Source organism: Streptomyces sp. SID8374 (assembly GCF_009865135.1).
Taxonomy (GTDB): Bacteria; Actinomycetota; Actinomycetes; order Streptomycetales; family Streptomycetaceae; genus Streptomyces.
Genome location: NZ_WWGH01000001.1, coordinates 2,348,343 through 2,364,540, shown reverse-complemented (window position 1 = coordinate 2,364,540; position 16,198 = coordinate 2,348,343). Strand labels below are relative to the sequence as shown.

The 16,198-nt window shown below is 67.4% G+C and carries 15 protein-coding genes and 2 pseudogenes; 3 read left to right on the top strand and 14 right to left on the bottom strand.

The window, feature by feature from the left end; all coding sequences use genetic code 11:
- Nucleotides 1-150 precede the first annotated feature (150 nt).
- On the top strand, nucleotides 151-1,539 hold the full coding sequence (locus tag GTY67_RS10435; RefSeq protein WP_202461911.1) for a M1 family metallopeptidase: 1,389 nt from the start codon (nucleotides 151-153) through the stop codon (nucleotides 1,537-1,539).
- Nucleotides 1,540-1,776: 237 nt separating this feature from the next.
- Here GTY67_RS10435 and GTY67_RS10430 read toward each other — a convergent pair.
- A pseudogene (locus tag GTY67_RS10430) lies at nucleotides 1,777-2,121 on the bottom strand (Scr1 family TA system antitoxin-like transcriptional regulator); the annotation flags it as partial.
- Nucleotides 2,122-2,269: 148 nt separating this feature from the next.
- On the bottom strand, nucleotides 2,270-2,761 hold the full coding sequence (locus GTY67_RS10425) for a helix-turn-helix domain-containing protein (RefSeq protein WP_202461400.1): 492 nt from the start codon (nucleotides 2,759-2,761) through the stop codon (nucleotides 2,270-2,272).
- Between the two features lie 92 nt (nucleotides 2,762-2,853).
- Here GTY67_RS10425 and GTY67_RS10420 point away from each other — a divergent pair, with 92 nt between their 5' ends.
- The gene (locus GTY67_RS10420) at nucleotides 2,854-3,219 is read left to right on the top strand and encodes a nuclear transport factor 2 family protein (protein ID WP_202461399.1); all 366 of its coding nucleotides are present in this window, start codon (nucleotides 2,854-2,856) and stop codon (nucleotides 3,217-3,219) included.
- Nucleotides 3,220-3,234: 15 nt separating this feature from the next.
- On the opposite strand, the gene GTY67_RS10415 is transcribed toward GTY67_RS10420, so the two are convergent.
- The 6 genes and pseudogenes from GTY67_RS10415 to GTY67_RS10395 all read right to left on the bottom strand — a co-directional run bounded on the left by GTY67_RS10415 (nucleotide 3,235) and on the right by GTY67_RS10395 (nucleotide 7,946).
- Nucleotides 3,235-3,624 carry a hypothetical protein gene (locus GTY67_RS10415; RefSeq protein ID WP_161280025.1) on the bottom strand — a complete coding sequence of 130 codons (390 nt, stop codon included), beginning with the start codon at nucleotides 3,622-3,624 and terminating at the stop codon, nucleotides 3,235-3,237.
- A 213-nt stretch (nucleotides 3,625-3,837) separates the two neighbouring features.
- Nucleotides 3,838-4,290, bottom strand: coding sequence for a hypothetical protein (locus GTY67_RS10410; protein ID WP_161278473.1), 453 nt, complete (start codon nucleotides 4,288-4,290; stop codon nucleotides 3,838-3,840).
- Nucleotides 4,291-4,645: 355 nt separating this feature from the next.
- Nucleotides 4,646-5,335 (bottom strand): immunity 49 family protein, encoded by a 690-nt coding sequence (locus GTY67_RS10405; protein ID WP_237502579.1) that lies wholly within the window; start codon nucleotides 5,333-5,335, stop codon nucleotides 4,646-4,648.
- 163 nt (nucleotides 5,336-5,498) lie between these two features.
- Nucleotides 5,499-5,765 carry a hypothetical protein gene (locus GTY67_RS10400; RefSeq protein ID WP_161278472.1) on the bottom strand — a complete coding sequence of 89 codons (267 nt, stop codon included), beginning with the start codon at nucleotides 5,763-5,765 and terminating at the stop codon, nucleotides 5,499-5,501.
- Nucleotides 5,719-5,958 (bottom strand): annotated as a pseudogene (locus tag GTY67_RS34865) (DUF6507 family protein); the annotation flags it as partial. The gene GTY67_RS10400 and the pseudogene GTY67_RS34865, both read right to left, overlap by 47 nt.
- A 1,127-nt stretch (nucleotides 5,959-7,085) precedes the next feature.
- Nucleotides 7,086-7,946 (bottom strand): immunity 49 family protein, encoded by an 861-nt coding sequence (locus tag GTY67_RS10395; RefSeq protein ID WP_343238661.1) that lies wholly within the window; start codon nucleotides 7,944-7,946, stop codon nucleotides 7,086-7,088.
- A gap of 671 nt (nucleotides 7,947-8,617) precedes the next feature.
- Here GTY67_RS10395 and GTY67_RS10390 point away from each other — a divergent pair.
- Nucleotides 8,618-9,496 carry an Imm49 family immunity protein gene (locus GTY67_RS10390; protein WP_237502578.1) on the top strand — a complete coding sequence of 293 codons (879 nt, stop codon included), beginning with the start codon at nucleotides 8,618-8,620 and terminating at the stop codon, nucleotides 9,494-9,496.
- A gap of 25 nt (nucleotides 9,497-9,521) precedes the next feature.
- Here GTY67_RS10390 and GTY67_RS10385 read toward each other — a convergent pair whose 3' ends face one another.
- The 6 genes from GTY67_RS10385 to GTY67_RS10360 form a co-directional block, all read right to left on the bottom strand.
- Complete coding sequence (locus GTY67_RS10385; RefSeq protein WP_161278471.1) at nucleotides 9,522-10,385, bottom strand: immunity 49 family protein; 864 nt, start codon at nucleotides 10,383-10,385, stop codon at nucleotides 9,522-9,524.
- Nucleotides 10,382-13,381: a hypothetical protein gene (locus tag GTY67_RS10380; protein WP_161278470.1), complete on the bottom strand. Its 3,000-nt coding sequence runs from the start codon at nucleotides 13,379-13,381 to the stop codon at nucleotides 10,382-10,384. The genes GTY67_RS10385 and GTY67_RS10380 overlap by 4 nt, the downstream gene beginning before the upstream one ends.
- Complete coding sequence (locus GTY67_RS10375) at nucleotides 13,378-13,803, bottom strand: DUF6507 family protein (RefSeq protein WP_093688481.1); 426 nt, start codon at nucleotides 13,801-13,803, stop codon at nucleotides 13,378-13,380. Before GTY67_RS10375 ends, GTY67_RS10380 begins: the two co-directional genes overlap by 4 nt.
- Nucleotides 13,804-13,874: 71 nt before the next feature.
- On the bottom strand, nucleotides 13,875-14,186 hold the full coding sequence (locus GTY67_RS10370) for a pore-forming ESAT-6 family protein (protein WP_093688479.1): 312 nt from the start codon (nucleotides 14,184-14,186) through the stop codon (nucleotides 13,875-13,877).
- 65 nt (nucleotides 14,187-14,251) lie between these two features.
- A complete protein-coding gene (locus GTY67_RS10365; protein WP_093688477.1) occupies nucleotides 14,252-14,584 on the bottom strand; it encodes a hypothetical protein in 333 nt (110 codons plus the stop codon).
- 131 nt (nucleotides 14,585-14,715) lie between these two features.
- Nucleotides 14,716-16,134 (bottom strand): DUF6177 family protein, encoded by a 1,419-nt coding sequence (locus tag GTY67_RS10360; protein ID WP_161278469.1) that lies wholly within the window; start codon nucleotides 16,132-16,134, stop codon nucleotides 14,716-14,718.
- Nucleotides 16,135-16,198 lie beyond the last annotated feature (64 nt).

Below are 16,198 nucleotides of genomic sequence, written 5' to 3'. Positions count from 1 at the left end.
CCCCAGGCGGCGACGGGCCTTCATGCTGCGAAGAACCTTCATGCTGCGACGAACCTTCATGTTGCGAACGACGGTCGGCAGCGGCCGACAGCGCGCACGGCCTCCGCCCGCCCGTCCCGCTGGGTCCCCGCTGTGGCACTCCTCCTGGCCATGACGACCTCCTGCACCGGCTCCGTACCGGGGAAGGACACGGCCGGGGCCTCGAAGCACGGCGCGGCCGGGCTGGGCGACCGGCTGTTCCCGGCGCTGGGCAACGGCGGCTACGACGTGACGCACTACGGACTGACCCTGCACTACGTGCCCGAGACCAACCACCTGAAGGGCACGGCCGTCATCACCGCACGCGCCACCCAGGACCTGAGCCGCTTCAACCTCGACCTGTCGGGACTACGGGCACGCGGGGCCACGGTGCAGGGCGCGAAGGCCCGGTACACGCGGGAGAAGGACGAACTGCTGGTGACACCGCCCGAGCCGGTCAGGCAGGGCGAGGTCTTCAAGACGGTCGTCACCTACGACGGCACGCCCCGCACGATCGAGGACGACGACGGCAGTGTCGAAGGCTGGATCGAGACCGACGACGGATCGACGGCCCTCGGCCAGCCCTCCGGCTCCATGACCTGGTTCCCGGGCAATCACCACCCCTCGGACAAGGCCACGTACGACATCACGGTCACCGTGCCGAAGGACGAGGACGGCGACCCCTACGACGTGGTCGGCAACGGCGAACTGATCGAGGAGATCGCCGAGGAGGGCAAGGGCGGCGCGGTGACCCGGCGCTGGCGCACCGGGGAGCCCATGGCCAGCTACCTCGCCAACATCTCCGTCGGCCACTTCGAGGTCGACAAGGGCCGGACCGCCGACGGCCTGCCCGTCTACATCGCCACCGACCCCGACGAGTCCGAGAACGCCGCCGACGTCAAGAAGCTGGTCCCCGAGATCGTCGGCTGGGCGGGCGAACGCTTCGGCCCCTACCCCTTCTCCTCCACCGGCGCCACCGTCGACCACCTGCCCGATCTCGGCTACGCCCTGGAGACCCAGACCAAGCCGTACTTCGACAAGGCCCCGGACGAGGCGCTGCTCGTGCACGAGCTGGCGCACCAGTGGTTCGGCAACTCCGTCACCCCGCGCGAGTGGAAGGACATCTGGCTCAACGAGGGCCTGGCCACCTACGCGGAGTGGCTGTGGGAGGAGGCGCACGGCGGCCGGACCACCGGCGAGGTCTTCGAGGAGTTCTACGACGGTACGGACCCCGAGAGCGAGGGCATCTGGGCCTTCCCGCCGGCCGCCCCGCCCAGCGCGGGACGCGTCTCCGACCCACCGGTCTACGGCCGCGGCGCGATGGCCGTACACAAGGTCCGTGAGGCCGTCGGCGACAAGACCTTCTTCGACATCCTGCGCACCTGGACCCGGCAGCACCGGCACGGCAACGCGGACACCGACCAGTTCATCGCCCTGTGCGAGGACAGGTCCGGCAAGGATCTGACGGCCCTCTTCGACACCTGGCTCTTCGAGAAGAGAAAGCCGCCCCGGACACGCTGAGACCACCCCGGGGCGGCACCTCTCCCCCCTTCCGGAGGAGACCCCTACGCGGGCGGGTACACGAGGGTGATCTCGCGGTTCAGGCCGGTCTCGTCGGCGTCCGGGTACAGGGAGACCTCACCGTCGGACCACCGCACCAGGAAGTCGTCCGGGTGACGGTTCTCCGTGTAGTCGCCTGCGCCCAGGAGGGTGGCGTGGGTCCAGAGCCGGTTGGGCTTCTTGACCTGGATCTCGCCGTGGAGGCCGTTCGCCCTGGAAGATCTTCGCGCGCTTCAGCCGTGCGACAACGGCCTTGTCACACTCCGCCGGGCCCGACGGCGGGAACGCCATGCCAAGGACGGCGCGCGCGTACGCCTCGGTCTGGAGGATGCCCGGCAGGAACGACAGGGCGGACTCGCGGATCATCGTCGCCTGCTGTTCGAGATGGCGCGCCGCGCCGAAGTAATCCGCGAGGACTCCGCCGTCCTCGGCGCCAGGCCGGAAACTGGTGAGCACATTGCCCGTGCCCAGGGCCAAATCCAGTCGGCGGGCATCCTCTTCGCTCGGCACGCGGCGCCCGGCTTCGATGTGCGAGATGTGCGAGGGCTGCGAACGCGCCTGCGGCGACGCCTTCCGCAGCCAGGCACGCGCGGCGCAGGTGGATCGGCTGATGAGCAGCCGATCCATGAGTTCCAGGCGTCAACCAGGGGCCGGGCGGGGGCGCAACGGCATTCCGGTAGGGGCGGCCGGGTCAGGCGGGGTCGGGCACGTACCGGGCGCGCATGGCGGGGCTCGCGGCCGGGCCCGCTGTGAAGACGTAGGCGTCGCTGTCGTCCAGGCGCCGGCCGCTGGTGGCGTCGACGACCACGGGTTCGACCTCCTCGCCGGAGGCGGCGTCGACCAGGATCATGCTGCGCTGCTCGGGGGCGAGGCGGGAGTTGCCCCAGGCGGCCAGGGCGACGATCACGGGGCGCAGCGAGCGGCCCAGCTCGGTGAGGACGTACTCGTGCCGTACGGGGTTGGCCTGGTAGGGGCGGCGCTCCAGAAGGCCGTCGTCGACGAGGGTCTTGAGGCGGGTGGTGAGCATGCTGGAGGAGATGCCCAGGTTCTGCTGGAACTGGTCGAAGCGCGTGTAGCCGTCGAACGCGTCGTGCAGGAGCAGCAGCGTCCACCACTCACCGACGTGCTGCACGGTCGTGGACAGCGGGCACTCGCGGTCCTCCAGCCTGATGCGGCTCGCCATGTGGCACTCCCTCCGGTCGCTGCTAAAGTGAAAGTCACTGACTTCTATTTTAGCAGTAACTGGTAGCCGATAGCCGCCGAAGGAGCACAGCCATGAGTGCCGACCCGTCCCAGCACATCGACCCTGCCGACCTCCCCACCACCATCACCCGCTATCTCGCCGCGCACACCGCCCGCGACACCACCGCCGCGCTCACCTCTCTCGCGCCCGATGCCGCCGTGACCGACGAGGGGAAGACCCACCACGGGCACGCCGAGATCGGGCGATGGCTCACGGGCGCCGCGAGCGAGTACACGTACACGACCGAACTCCTCGGGGCACAGCGGACCGACGCGGACCACTGGACCGTCACGCAGCGGCTCGAAGGCGACTTCCCGGGCGGTGTCGTGGACCTGCGCTTCCAGTTCGTCCTCGGCAGCGGCCACGGCCTCATCCAGCAGCTGGTGATCGAGGTCTGAGCCCTGCGCGCGCCGTCAAGGCCGCCCGGGGAGGTGCCTGCGGAGAAGGGGCGCTGCGGCCGGCACGAGCAGGGCGAACGCGGTGAGCCGTTGCAGGCCGGGCTCGGCGGCGAGACTGCTGTGCTGGATGCCGTACACCGCGTACCAGTTGGCGACGAGGTCGGTGATGAGGATCGCGCACACGAGGTCGAGGCCCCGGCGCATCCCGCCGAGCAGAAGGAGGGCGGCGAGCGGATCGAGGACGGACAGGGCGGTCCAGTAGAGGTTGAGCCAGGTCGGCGCCCATGCATAGGGCCGAAGACCGTGCTGCGCGAGGTCGGCAAGATGGGAAGCGGCGCCGACGAGGATGAGGACGGCCGCGATCACACACACCTGGACCACGACCGGGCGGGGAGCATGACGCATCCGACCGGTCATCGACACCTTCTCCGAGAGCCATGCCCGGCGCGGCGGCCGCGATCCCTTCGACCACGACGTACCCCCTCACGGAGCACGAACTAGCCGAGTGACGCAGGCGGCGCCGGCACGGTCGTCATCCGCGCCGACTCCACCCTCTCCGTCACCCATGGTGAAACCGGCCGGTCGGCGGCGTGACCCGCTTCGCCTGAGGTCGGCTCGTTACCCCTTGATGGTGAACTTGCAACCTTTCGGGTTCTTCCCGCCGTCGTTGTCCGCGACCTTCTTGCCGTCGACCTTGATGACACAGGGGGCCTGCTGCAACGAGCCGTCGGCAGCGGTGATCGTGCCCGGCACGGCCGTCACGAGGTACCCCACGCGCTGCTCGGCGGCGGTGAGTTCGACGGTCTCCGTCAGCGTCCACGGGAGCGACTGCTCCTCGAATCCGCTGCCGACCGCCTTGTACATGACCGCGACCTTGCCCGAGCCTCCGACTTCCAGCGTCACCTCGTGCTTACCCTTCTCCGCGGTGGCCCCCTTCGGCGAAGCGCTCTGGGACGAGGGGGCCTTGTCGGCCGCGCTCGCCTCGTCCTTCGACCCGCCGTCGCTTCCGCAACCCGTGAGCAGCATGGCCGCCGCAGCCGCCAGGGCTATCCCCGTAACTGTCTTGCGCATGGCTTCCGTTCCCCGTTTCTCTTGCTCTGTGTGGTGCTCGGTCGGTTCCTCTTCCCATTGGCGAAGGACGAGGAACGCCGAAACGATCTCATCATGAGCCGAGGCGATGGGTTGCACGCGGTGGCACCAGGCTCACCACCCCGTGAGCCAGGCGCGCGACCAGGACGCGCCCGGCCGGCCCGGCGCGGAGGATTTGTGGATGGTTGCGTGCTGAGTGCAGCTCTGGAGAGACCGGAGCAAGGCCCTGGCCGTTATGGGCGGCTGCCTTTCCCCGCTCGCGCCTGCGGGAGGCTCGTGATGTGCAGTAGGGCCGCGACCGAGATCGTCAGCGCGGCCTGCTGTGCTCGGGTTTCGTTCAGGTGGGGAATTCGCCTGGCCAGTCGCGCTCCAAGAGGGCGAGCGGAAGATATTCCGACGTCACCTCGATGGAAAAGGAAGCGTCGTATGCGAGACACTCCATGGCCAGAGGCGCAAGGGCAACCAGGCCGGTGGCTTGGAGAGCGTTGTCCTCCGTACTCCAATATTCCTTGTGCCACTCGATGGATTCGGCCAAGGCCCTGTTGAAGCCTGCATGATCTTCACGTACCAGGTGGTGAAAAATCTTCATAGGCGGGTAAAGGAGTTTAGCCGCTGTCTCCGGGGCGCTGATGTGCGGCCTACGAGGGCCCGTGCCGTCGATCGCCGCTACCAAATTGGCGCCCAGATCAGGCCCTCCGAGCCAGTAGGCCTGAAGCCTTTCCACCCAGGAGTGGACAAAGTCGTCGTAGGGTGCTCCCGACTCCCTGAGAAGGGACACCGGCACGTGGCACAGGGCGGTCAGCCGGTCCTTCTCCCGGCAGATCACCGCAAGGTAGAACGCCGTCAGCCACGACCCCGCGTGTGAGTACTTCTGCGGCCCTGTGGCTTGTAGCACTCGGTCCTTCTCTGCGATGCGGCAGCGGACGTCGCTTTCTGGGCCCATTGCCGTGGCGAATGTCGCCGAACCCACCTGCATGGCGTTGACCCATGCCTGCCAGGTGGGCAGTCGGGAGAACTCGGTGTCCATGAGGCAGCGTGACTTCGCGAGGGTGAGCGTCAGCTGAAAAGCGTCACCCAGTCGGGTGGAGTCGGCCTGAAGGCTCTCGATCAGAGCTTCCGCGCTTTCTGGCAGTACGGAAATTCCTGCCGCTGCGTTCTCCGTAGGGAAGGGTTGCGGGAAATGTTGACTGTCAACGCGCTTCTCCTCGGAAGATCTTGAAGTCCTTCATCCGGGCACCAGCCCACGTGCCTTGATTTTCTGAGGCATGAACCAGAATGTACTGCAATTCCCTACTGTCCATCGCGGTGCGGATCTGCTGGGCACCCTTGGCACCGAGTGGCGAAAAGAGGGCACGTGAATCCATGTCGGACTTCGGACCCTTTGCTTCGACGATGACCAGCCGGCCGTCCTCAGTCCGCCAGAACTGGTCGAACCGGGCGGGCTCCAGTCGGGTCACCCTCGACGTACTCGTTGGCCGCTGCCGCCGCCCCGAGCACCGCCGCCTGGATCCGTTCCGGCGTCGACTTCAACTGGGCCTGCCGCGCCAGCGCGTACTGTCCCAGAGCGGCCGCCACCGGGCCTATCGCCGCCTGCGGCAACGGCGCCTGTCCCGGTGCCACCGGGCCGTGCAACGGTGTACTCGCCGCAGTGGCCAATCCGGCACCCGCATGCCGACGGGTGGCCGGGTCCGCGAGGGCAGTTCGCTCAGTTCTCGTGCGCCATCTCTCGCAGTGAGGCCAAGCCAACGCTGCTGGGCTTGGTCTGATCCAGTGGACCCGTCAACTCGGCCAGCGCTTCGGTTGGGGAGAGGCCTCGATCATGTGCGGAACGCAGACGATCCAGCCACATCAGACCCGCCTCGTACGACTCATCATCCGAGACGTTTCGAGGTTCGAAGCTTGCCGCCTCTTCTGCGTCGGAGGCCCAGAGATATCCGAGCACCCCGCGTGGTCCAAGTACGGGAACGTAAAGGACCGGGCCCTCTGCCGAACGCTTGTAGCCGATGCCCCGAATCCGGGAGCGTGCGTGAACTTTCCGTAGCGATAGGGTACTTCGAAACTGGACCATACGTCAGATGCCGTGCCGTCCCCCACGAGGTAGTTGTCGATACCCGATTCGGTCGGCCTGGCGAAGTAGGTTGGCTCATCGGGGTCGATCTCCGAGTGAAGCGCTTCGGACAGGCTGTGGAGAGCTGCGGACAGCCTTCCGCCTCCGCGTACACTGCTCCAATATCACCTGGGCTGAGTGAGGCTTCAGCCTGTTGGGCCAGCTCGCCCCCAACGCGCGAAGTGAGGGTTGCGGAATCTGTCTCAAGGCGTCCTTGAAATAGATGCCTGTTCGACCTGCCGACCTCGTGGACAGGTACAGAGATGCTCAGGGTACCCACGACGAGTTGGTGCTTCGCCAATACGGGCCAGGCAGCCATTAGGTCATGGAGACAGGCGATGATCCTGTCTTCAGGTTGGACGTCTCGCCCCTATGTCCAGCGCGCGACGGGAGTGCTGGAAATCACGGTGCTGCCTCCGGCCTGTACATGGCCGGGTAGGAACGCATCAGCAGTTGATGCGAGAGCAAATGCGTGTAGACGTCGTCCCAATCGCTGTCCCACTTGACTCTGCGGAGGCGAGTCAGAACATCGAAGCCGATTTGGTCGGATGGGTTATTCATCGTTCTGTTAATTCGTCGCTCCGGGCGTGGCAGGCGTGTCACCGCGGGTGATCGATGCTCTTTACATCACTCCGCGTGGCCGCGATCGAGAAGTTGAATTTCCTGGCTCCTAGGCATCAAATTCTCCCCGCCAGGAGAACTCCAGTAGCGCTTCCGGTAGATAGGGAGACTCGACGTCCACCTGGATGCCCTCCGCCCGGGCGAGGCAGGCGATAGCCAGAGGGGCGACGGAGACTGCGCCTTCGATGCTTTCGAGGCGGTCTGCGTCCGCCGTCCAGTACTCCTTGTGCCGGCTCAGAGCATCGGCCAGCGCCGCGTTGAGGCCTTCCGTGTCACGACGCAGATAGCGGTGGAAGAGCATGATCGGCGGACAGAGCAGCTTGCCCATCGTTTCGGCGTCCACGACGCGCGCGTATTCGGGAGCACTGAGATCGACCGCCCGGACAAGATGGTCGCTGACATCGTCACGGCGGAGCCAGAAACTCTGAAGTGTCTCCACCCAGGCATAGATGTACTCGTCCATCTCGCCGCCGCACTCGCGGAGGAGGGGCAGCGGCACGCGGGCGAGCATGTCGAGGCGGTCCGTTTCCCGGCAGATGACGGCCAGGTAGAAAGCGGAGACCCAAGTGCCTGCGTTCACATGGAACTGCGGGCCGGTTGCCGTGAGCCGCCGATCCTCCTGTCGAATCCGGCAGATGACGGATTCCTCGTCTGCCGCCGCGGCAGCGAAGACCGCTGAATAGACTTGCATGGCCAACAGCCAGGACTCCCAGGTCTCCAGCACTACGGACTCAGGGTCCGAAATGCACCTGATGCGCGCGACATTCAGCGAGGTGCGGAGTGCCGACGCCCTTGCCTTGTCCGAGGTCTCGATCGCCTTCAGCGAATCGTTCAAGGACCCTTCCATCACGTCGACCACCGCAGACATCGCGGCAACCGGGTACTCCGGGCGCGGCACACTCGTGACCACAGATGGTCTCCTCAGCAGACGTCGAAATACTCGATGACCGCACCGGCGCATCTTGACCACTGCCAGCCTTCACCGCCGCGTGCCACAGAGACCCGGTGGAGGGGGCGCGCTACTTTCTGCTCACGGAGTAGCGGACCGCCGGTCCGTCCTTGCAGCGTCTTTGCCCAGCCGGCGGTGAGGGAGTGCGGCCGCCCTGGATCTCGATGATCGGTGCACGGTCGATTTCATTGTGCCCGATGTCGTACAGACTGAGATGAGCGGTCGGCCAGAGCCTGGTCAGCCGTCCCGGCGACGGCGTCCCTGGTGCCCAGTCGTTCCGAACTCCCCGGACGGCATGGGGCCGAGCAGGACGCCACGACCATGACCCTGTACGGGTAGAAGGATCCCCTGTACCAGGAGTGGACCGGCCGACTTGCACCGCTCCTGGAGGAGGTAGACCAGGGCTCATCGTGAGGATGAAGCCGAGGCTCTACCGCTCGTTGTGGATCGACAACAGGCAGAAGTGGGACGATGAATGATCCGAGGTGATGTGAATGTGCGTACACGAAAGTGGGAGCGGCATCGTGCGAGTGGAGCGCCACAGGGTTGGCGAGGCTGCGGTATCCGAGGCCCGTGCGGACTTTTCGCGCCACATCGGTGCGCGGGTACGGACCATGTCCAGAGCGGATCGGATGACGAACCGCGAATGGTGGGAGCTGTCCGAGGAATTCCTCGGGTACCTGGGTGCGTTGTCGGTGGAATGTCCGGGGCTGGAAACTCAGGAAGCGAAGTTCATCCTCGACAACGCCGCCGAGGCCGCCGCCGGTGCCGTGTCGTATGCCGCCTATTACCCGTATGAGTCCTTCAGCGTTTTTCTGAACTATGTGAACTTCGGCATGAGTTACGAAGCCGGGGCGTCCGGAAAGCGAGCGCACATCGGTACGGACGAATGGCTCGGTGCCTTCTGTCTCCTGGTCCTCGTCGGCACTACTGAACGGCACCGCGAAGCCTTGCACTTCGCTCGGCAGTCACCGCAGGCCGGCCGGACGGGCTGTGCCACCGAGGAGCTCGTCAACGGTCTGATGGCCTACGTTCTCGGTGACCTGGGGGATGACGATGCGGACTACCCGCCCTCGACCGAACAGAAGCTCGCCGCGATTGATGCCGCTGTGGCTCGCGTCCATGCCTCAGCTGACAAAACCGGGCAGAGCCGGCCGGCTCGTGGAGACTTCATCGGGCTCCTTGCCGTACGTGCCTTGGCTGCCGGTGACCGAGCACGCTTCGAGGAGGCCTTGACGGCGCTGCTGCTCCGGCACCGGGAGGCCTCGCAGGGCGTTGGGCGGCCCGGCTCGCTGCTGCCGCTCCTCCCGCTCGCCCTGGCTGCTCTTGCCTGTCGCCGTGAGGGCTGGCTGCCGACTGTCGACACCGACTACCTGCCGCACGCGTTGGTCACCGGTTTCGAGGCTCCGGAGCCGTCGAGGTCGCTGCCCGGAGCCGTGGGTCGTGCCGCCATGATCGCTGACCTTGCTTCCGGAGCAGTTCTGAACGAACGGCCGGAGGGTCAGAGATAGTCGGGTCAACCGCCTGCGGAAGCGATCAGGTGGGGAACTCCCCGAGCCAGGTGCGCTGGAGCAGGTGCTTGGGGAGGTAATCGGATTCGACGTCGAGGGGGAATTCGGCGTCGTAGGCGAGGCAGGCGATGGCGAGGGGGCCCAGGGCGATGCTGCCGTCGATGTCCTTGGCGCGGTCCTCGGTCAGGGTCCAGTACGTCTTGTGGAGTTTCAGGGCGTCCGCGAGGGCGGGGGCGAATCCGTCCCGGTCGTTGCGGACGTAGTGGTAGAAGAGGTTGATCGGCGGATAGAGCACGGCCTGGAGGAGGTCTTGGGGGGCGATGCGTGCCACGGCGGGGTCGGAGGCTTCGATCGTGGCGATGAGCTTGTCCGCGAGGTCCGGTCGCCGTAGCCACCAGCTCTGGAGGGTGTCCACCCAGTGGTAGATGTACTCGTCGTAGGAGCCCTCCGGCGAGCGCAGCCGCTCCAGCGGGATTTCGCTGAGCTGCGTCATACGGTCCTGATCACGGCAGATGACGGCCAGCCAGAAGGCGGAGAGCCAGGTACCGGCGTCAGCAGTGGACATCGGTCCGGTCGCCGGGATGGTCCGCAGCTTTCGGTTGATCCGGCATTGGACCGAGCCGTCCTGCGCACCTGTCACCGCGAACAGTGCCGAACCGAGCTGGAGGGCGTTGACCGTGGACTCCCACGTCTCGACCGCCGAGGCCCGCGGGTCTGCCACGCACCTGGCACTCAAAGACAGGCGGGCGGAGCTGAAGGCCGAGTCGATGAGCACCGCAGTCGTCTCAAGGTCATCGATTTCCTCGATCAGGTCTTCGTCAAGACCGTCCGCGAGGCGTTCGGCATCGGGGCCTGCCGACAGATCATGGCGGGCGATAGTTGTGGTCACGGAAGAGTCCCCTTGCTGATGTCGAACCGCCGGTACTGATAGCCAGTATACGTTCCAGAATTCTTTTCGCCCTTGACGACGACGTAGTCCAGCTTTCCGGCCTTGAGGGCTTTTTGCAGATCGCGAACAGTATCGCGTTCACCGCGCTTCTTCATCTCTGCGATGATGTCCAGGAAGTACTCTCTGCTGCCTTGGGAGACCTGCCTACCGTTGGGGAGCTTTCGCCTGCCCAGCTCTGTATCGACGCTGCTTTTCGCTTCGATGACGACAACTCGGCCATCATCGTGTTTCCAGACTTGGTCGAACTGATCATTGCCGCTCTTCGGGCCGAGGAGCGACTGCTTCTCGAAATCTGGGTACCGTTCTGCGATGAAGTGATGCTCTGCCGCCTTCTCGCCGAATTCTTCGGCGGCTTTCCCCATGTGGGTGTGAGATTCCTTGTAGGTTCCCCGGGCTTCAGCCCATTGCGCAGCCGATTGGGGCGTGCCCAACGCTTCGTGAGCGAGCCCTGTCTCACCCTTCCATTTTGCTACGAGATTGTCCCACTGAATGGCGAAGTAGCGCTTCTGTGCAGCTGTGTCAAGAATCTTGAGCCTGGCTTGGCTCGTTACGGTGTCCGCCCCCACCGAAATGTAGTTCGAGTCGAGGAAGTGAGGTTTGGGAGGTGCGGGCGCGTCCTTGGCGCGGCCCCAGGGAGCGTCCTTCGACAGTTGAGCGAGCTGTGGGGGAGTGAATCCGCTCTCGTCATGGACCTCGACTCGCTTGCGAGTCCCGTCACTTCGGTAGTAGCGGTCGAAGTAGCCCGGCTCCTCGTTCGCCCTGTACACCTGGATTTCTTCGATCTGCTCCAGGGTCAGGGAACCGGGCCTCCCGTACGGGTTGGGGCCGTCAAGCATGAAGGTGGGGCGCGGTACGGGCTGGCGTGTCAAGCCCGGCGGCGTAGAAGTGCCGTCGCTGCCACGGGCCGCATCGTCGACCCCGCCGAGGTCGGCACTGTCAGGGTTCCGTGGACCGGGAACACCGCCGTTGTCGGCGCCACCGCTCGGTATCCCGTTGTCTGCGGCTGATCCGCCGGGTATGTCGCGGCCGCCCGTGCCCGTAAGGCCGCCTCCGTCGAGGTTGTTCGCCGGAAGGTGGTCGCCCGGCCCGCCGCCCCGGCCGCCGCCCGGGGTGCTGCCCGGAGTGGCGTTGTCCAGGCTGTTGGTCGGCAGGTTGTCCGGGGCCGAGCCGCCCGGAAGGTGGTTCGCCGTTCCGCCCGGTGTCCTGTCGAAGCCGGGGACGTTGTCGCCCGTGCGGGACACGTCGTCGCCCAGCCGTCCTGTGTCGGCGAAGTCCGAGCCCAGGCGGATGTGGTCGCCGCCGGTGCGGGCGCCCGCGCCTACCAGGGCGGATTCCTCGGCGGGTGTGCGGGGCAGCGGGGTGTCCGCGTCGGTCCTGATCGGGGCGTTGTCGGCCGGGTTGCCGTCGGGGGCGGCTGAGTGGTGCTGCTTGAGGGTGCCGTCCTCCTTGAGGAGGTTGCCCTGGGCGTCGATGTGGACCGCGTTGCCGTCCAGGTCGGTCAGTCTGACCGTGTTCTCGGGGAGCGCGGTGGTGCCCTCGGGGAGTTTGAGAGCGCCCTCCGGGATCGGCAGTGAGCCCGCAGGCGGGGCCATGCCCTCGGGGAGGCGGACCACGCCGTCGCCGAGGTCGACCGCTCCGGCGGGGATGTCCATGCCCTCGGGGAGCCTGACCGCGCCCTTCGGGACCTCGAACGCGCCGTCCGGGACCGCCGCGCCCTCGGGCAGGTGCAGGGTGCCGTCGGCCAGCTTGAAGCCGCCGTCCGGGAGCGTGATCGTGCCCGGGGGGAGGGTGGGGATCTCGATGTTGCCCATGCCCTTGAGCCCGGCCATCACATCGCTGATCTTCGTCAGACCCGCGCCCGCGCCCTTGAAGAGGTACGTCATCGGGTCGATGGCCCGGCCCGCCTTGCCCGCGAACGACAGGGCCTTCGCCGCGAGGGCCGCCTTGCCGCCGCCGGCGACCGCGCCGCCGGTGCCGCCGGTGAAGACGGTGGTCACCACGTTGAAGGTGACCGCCCCCGCCGCGCGCGACGGGTTCTCGCTCCACTGGTCCCAGGCCAGCAGCGCCTTGCCGGTCTCCTTCATCGCGGTGCGCGAGTCCCGCAGCCAGGAGGGGAGCTTGTCCTCCGGTGCCAGCCAGAACGCGGCCGCCAGCGGGGTGGCGGAGATGAGGATGCCCGTGCCCAGCTTGGCCAGGCCCGTCCAGGCCTGCTTCATGGCATCCCAGCCGTCGGTGCCGACCAGAGTGCCCAGGCCCTTGATCGTGCCCCAGACACCGTCGACGACGAGGCCCTTGCCGAAGTCCCAGAGGTGTTCGTGGATGTGGTACCAGGGTGTCGACTCCTTGACCGGGTCGCCCCAGGGCAGGCCCTTGGCGTGCTTCAGGGCCTCGGCGTCGTAGCCGTACATGCCCTTGCCGCCGGAGCCGTCGTCCACCTTGAGCTGCTTGCCGCCCGGCACCAAAGAGATGATCTTGTTGTGGCAGGCGCGTTCGACCGCCTGGAACGCGGCCCAGGTCTCGGCGATCTCGTCACGGCGGTTGTTGTTCTCCTCGACCAGGCCGCCGTCCTCGCGCCACTTGTCGTCGGCGTTGGCTTTGACGAGGAAGGCGCCCGCGTCCCGCTTGAGCCGTTTCAACTTCTCGACCAGGGGATAGGCGTCGTCCGAGTAGGTGCTCAGCGCGCTGGTGATGGTGGCCAGGTCGGACTTGAGCGAGGCCCCGCGGTCGGCGACCGGCTTGGTCGTCGCGAACAGCTGGTCGGCCTCGGGAGCCTTGTAGAAGGCCTGCAGGCCACCGAAGCTGCTGTGGATGTCGGACGCGGCCGAGGAGATCTTCGCCCCGTCCTTGGTCAGCGCGGTCACCTTGGTGTCGAGCAGCGCGAGGTTCCCGGTGAAGACCGGTATGCCCTCCAGGTTGACCGGTTGGTCGTCGCTCATTTGCCGGCCCCCATGTCCTTGAGCAGGTCCAGACGGACCGACTTCGCCGCGTCCTGCGCCTGCTTGGCCGTGTCGAGGTCACCCTCGACGTACTCGTTGGTCGCTGTCGCCGCCCCGAGCACCGCCGCCTGGATCCGCTCTGCCATCGACTTCAACTGCGCCTGCCGCGCCTGCGCGTACTGTCCCAGAGCGGCCGCCACCGGGCCCATCGCCGCCTGCGACAACGGCGCCTGTCCCGGTGCCACCGGGCCGTGCAGCGGTGTACTCGCCGCGGTGCCCGGCACCGCCGTCCCCGCCGCCTGCGCCGCCTCCGAGAGGTCCGTCATGAGCGCGCTGAGCGCCTTCTCCAGATCACCGGCATGCGTACCGACGACCTTCAACTGACCTTGTACGCCCTGCGGTTTGATATCCCACGCCGCCACCGGCGCCCCACCCCCGTACCACCTGGAACAGACCTCGAACAACCCATCACCGGCTCACGCCGGCCGCCGCGTCAGCCGATGCCGTCGACCGCGGCCTTCGCGCGCGCCAGCGTCTGCGAGGCCGTGCCGTCGTTCTTCTCCAGCGTCGTACGCAGCAGCTGGATGATGTTCTTGACCTCCTGCGAGGTCGCGTTCCACCGCAGTTCCTTGCCGTGGTACTCGTCCGCGACGCCGTCGGCCGCGAAATCGTTCATCGCCGCCTTCACCTGCGTGTCCCGCGCCGTGATCACCTGCTCCAGCTGGGCGATCACCAGCTGGATGTTGCCCTGGACCTCCGTCGAGGCACCCGTGTCGTACGAACGCCGGTCCGTGCTGCCCATCAACCATCACTCCCCGTGGTGAAAACCGAAAACCCCGAAATACCCGAAGACCCTGTGCGCGGGCGGGCTCAGCGGCCGCCGAAGCGTGCCGCGTCGAAATTGGCCGACGCCATCTGCGTCTTCGCGTTCTCGCCCTGCTCCTGGTCACCCGAGCCGAACGCCGCGTCCATCCCGGACTGGCCGCCCAGGATTCCGGACAGCGAGGCGTTGAGCGCGGCGGTGATCTCGTCGGAGCGGTTCTTGAAGTCGTCGAAGGCGACCTTCCCCGCTCCGTTGAACTTGCCCTCCAGCGGCTCGGCGGCCGCGATGAGCTGCCGGATCAGCGTCCCCAGGTCCGTACTCGCGCCCTGTGAATGCGAGATCAGCGTGGAAAGGACCGAGGCCCCCATGTCGAACTTCATCGTCTTCCCCCAACACCTCGAACGAACGCATGAGTGTTCGGATTCATGTCTATCAATCCTTGCGTCACGACTGCAATCTGCAATCGGCCAGAGTGGCGTTGTGACCAACCCATGACATCGGCCACCTCGCCCTACGCACCCTTGAGATGGCGCATCAGCCGCTCGTACTCCTGCCAGCCCGACAGGTCCGAAGGGTCGCCCGGCAGCGGGTAGTACAGCGCGGGCCGGGTCCTCGGGCCGAGCGCCACCGGCTGCCGGGCCAGCGGTGTGCGGCGGGCCCGGTCCCCCGGCATCACGCGGACCTCCTCCGCGCCCAGCACGAAGGCCAGCGGAACCCCGGGGCCCTCGAAGTGCGAGGGCACGGCCACATCGCGTCGTGCTTTGCGAAGTTGTACGAGCATCGACTGGAGGCGGTGGCGGGTGGCGAGCGCCTCGGCGGCCGCGGGCAGGGTGTCCAGGGGGAGTTCGTCGTCGCTGCCGTAGCCGAACGCGAGCGTGACGTGCTCCTCCACCCCCGCCTCCGTACGCGTGATCCGTACGGTGGCGATGCCCGGCCGGGCCCGGTTGCCGACCACGACGAACCAGGTCGGTTCCGGCGCCCGTTCGTGCGCGACGTCGGTCAGACGGCGCAGCGACCACGGGAGCGTCGCCGGTTCCGATGTGCCCCAGCCGGCCGGCGGTTCGCCCGTCAGCTCCCGCCAGACCGTCTCCAGCCCGCCGCCCAGCACCAGCCGGTCGTCCGCCGGGTGCACCATGCGGAAGGTCAGGGCGAGTTGGCGCTCGCCGGTGTCGTGGACCTGCTGGAAGGTGGCCGCCACCGGGGTGCGCGGGTCGTCCTCCGTCGCCTCGGGGGAGATGACCGGGGCGAACATGCCGTCCTGCCAGCGCAGTACGGCGCCGGTGAGGCCGTCGTAGTAGCCGTCCCGCTCGTCCTGCACGATCCAGCGCGACGGCCAGCCGCCCAACGTGTCCTGTACGGCGGGGGAGAGCGTGGCGCCCGCCGGGCTCACGATCTGGAGGCCGAGGCCCGCCTCGGCCGCCGCCCGGAAGGCGTCGGAGAGCCACGCCGTCATCGCCACCACCGGGCGGTCCTGGATGACGACCGCGACCCGCTCGGTGAGGACGTCGATCGCGGGCTGCGCGGCGGCGGGCTCCGGCGCCACGCTCACGCCCTCGGTCTTCACCACGGCGAGCGAGCCGGCCGCGTCCGGGGGCCAGGCGGAGCCGCCCACCAGCGAGGCGAGCCGGGTCGCGAACGTGCCCGCGAGCTGTTCCGCCTCCGCGACACCCGTGGTGGCGCGTGCCTCCGTCCACCAGTACGGGACCGGGGGCGCCGTGGCCCCGAGCAGCCGCTCGGCCTCCCCCTCGACGGAGACCAGCAGCGGCGCCTCCACGGAGACGAGCGGCCGGCCCTCGGGGTCGCAGAGCTGGATCACCGCGCCGTCCCCGCGCGTGCCCACCAGCTTGTCCGGGCCGCCGGAGAGCAGGCCCGCCAGTACGGTCCACGGGTCGGGCATCTTGGAGGTGAGGGCGATGACGTCCTTGGTCATGGGGTGGTCGTCCGGTCCTTTGTCGTTCGGGTTCGGTGGTGGACGGTCATGGGGGCGGCGGCGG

Coding starts and splice junctions, on each gene's coding strand:
- GTY67_RS10435 (WP_202461911.1), top strand. CDS start 151: ATGACGACCTCCTGCACCGGCTCCGTACCGGGGAAGGACACGGCCGGG.
- GTY67_RS10405 (WP_237502579.1), bottom strand. CDS start 5,335: ATGGACACCGAGTTCTCCCGACTGCCCACCTGGCAGGCATGGGTCAAC.
- GTY67_RS10420 (WP_202461399.1), top strand. CDS start 2,854: ATGAGTGCCGACCCGTCCCAGCACATCGACCCTGCCGACCTCCCCACC.
- GTY67_RS10410 (WP_161278473.1), bottom strand. CDS start 4,290: ATGCGCAAGACAGTTACGGGGATAGCCCTGGCGGCTGCGGCGGCCATG.
- GTY67_RS10360 (WP_161278469.1), bottom strand. CDS start 16,134: ATGACCAAGGACGTCATCGCCCTCACCTCCAAGATGCCCGACCCGTGG.
- GTY67_RS10390 (WP_237502578.1), top strand. CDS start 8,618: ATGACGAACCGCGAATGGTGGGAGCTGTCCGAGGAATTCCTCGGGTAC.
- GTY67_RS10415 (WP_161280025.1), bottom strand. CDS start 3,624: ATGCGTCATGCTCCCCGCCCGGTCGTGGTCCAGGTGTGTGTGATCGCG.
- GTY67_RS10380 (WP_161278470.1), bottom strand. CDS start 13,381: ATGAGCGACGACCAACCGGTCAACCTGGAGGGCATACCGGTCTTCACC.
- GTY67_RS10425 (WP_202461400.1), bottom strand. CDS start 2,761: ATGGCGAGCCGCATCAGGCTGGAGGACCGCGAGTGCCCGCTGTCCACG.
- GTY67_RS10365 (WP_093688477.1), bottom strand. CDS start 14,584: ATGAAGTTCGACATGGGGGCCTCGGTCCTTTCCACGCTGATCTCGCAT.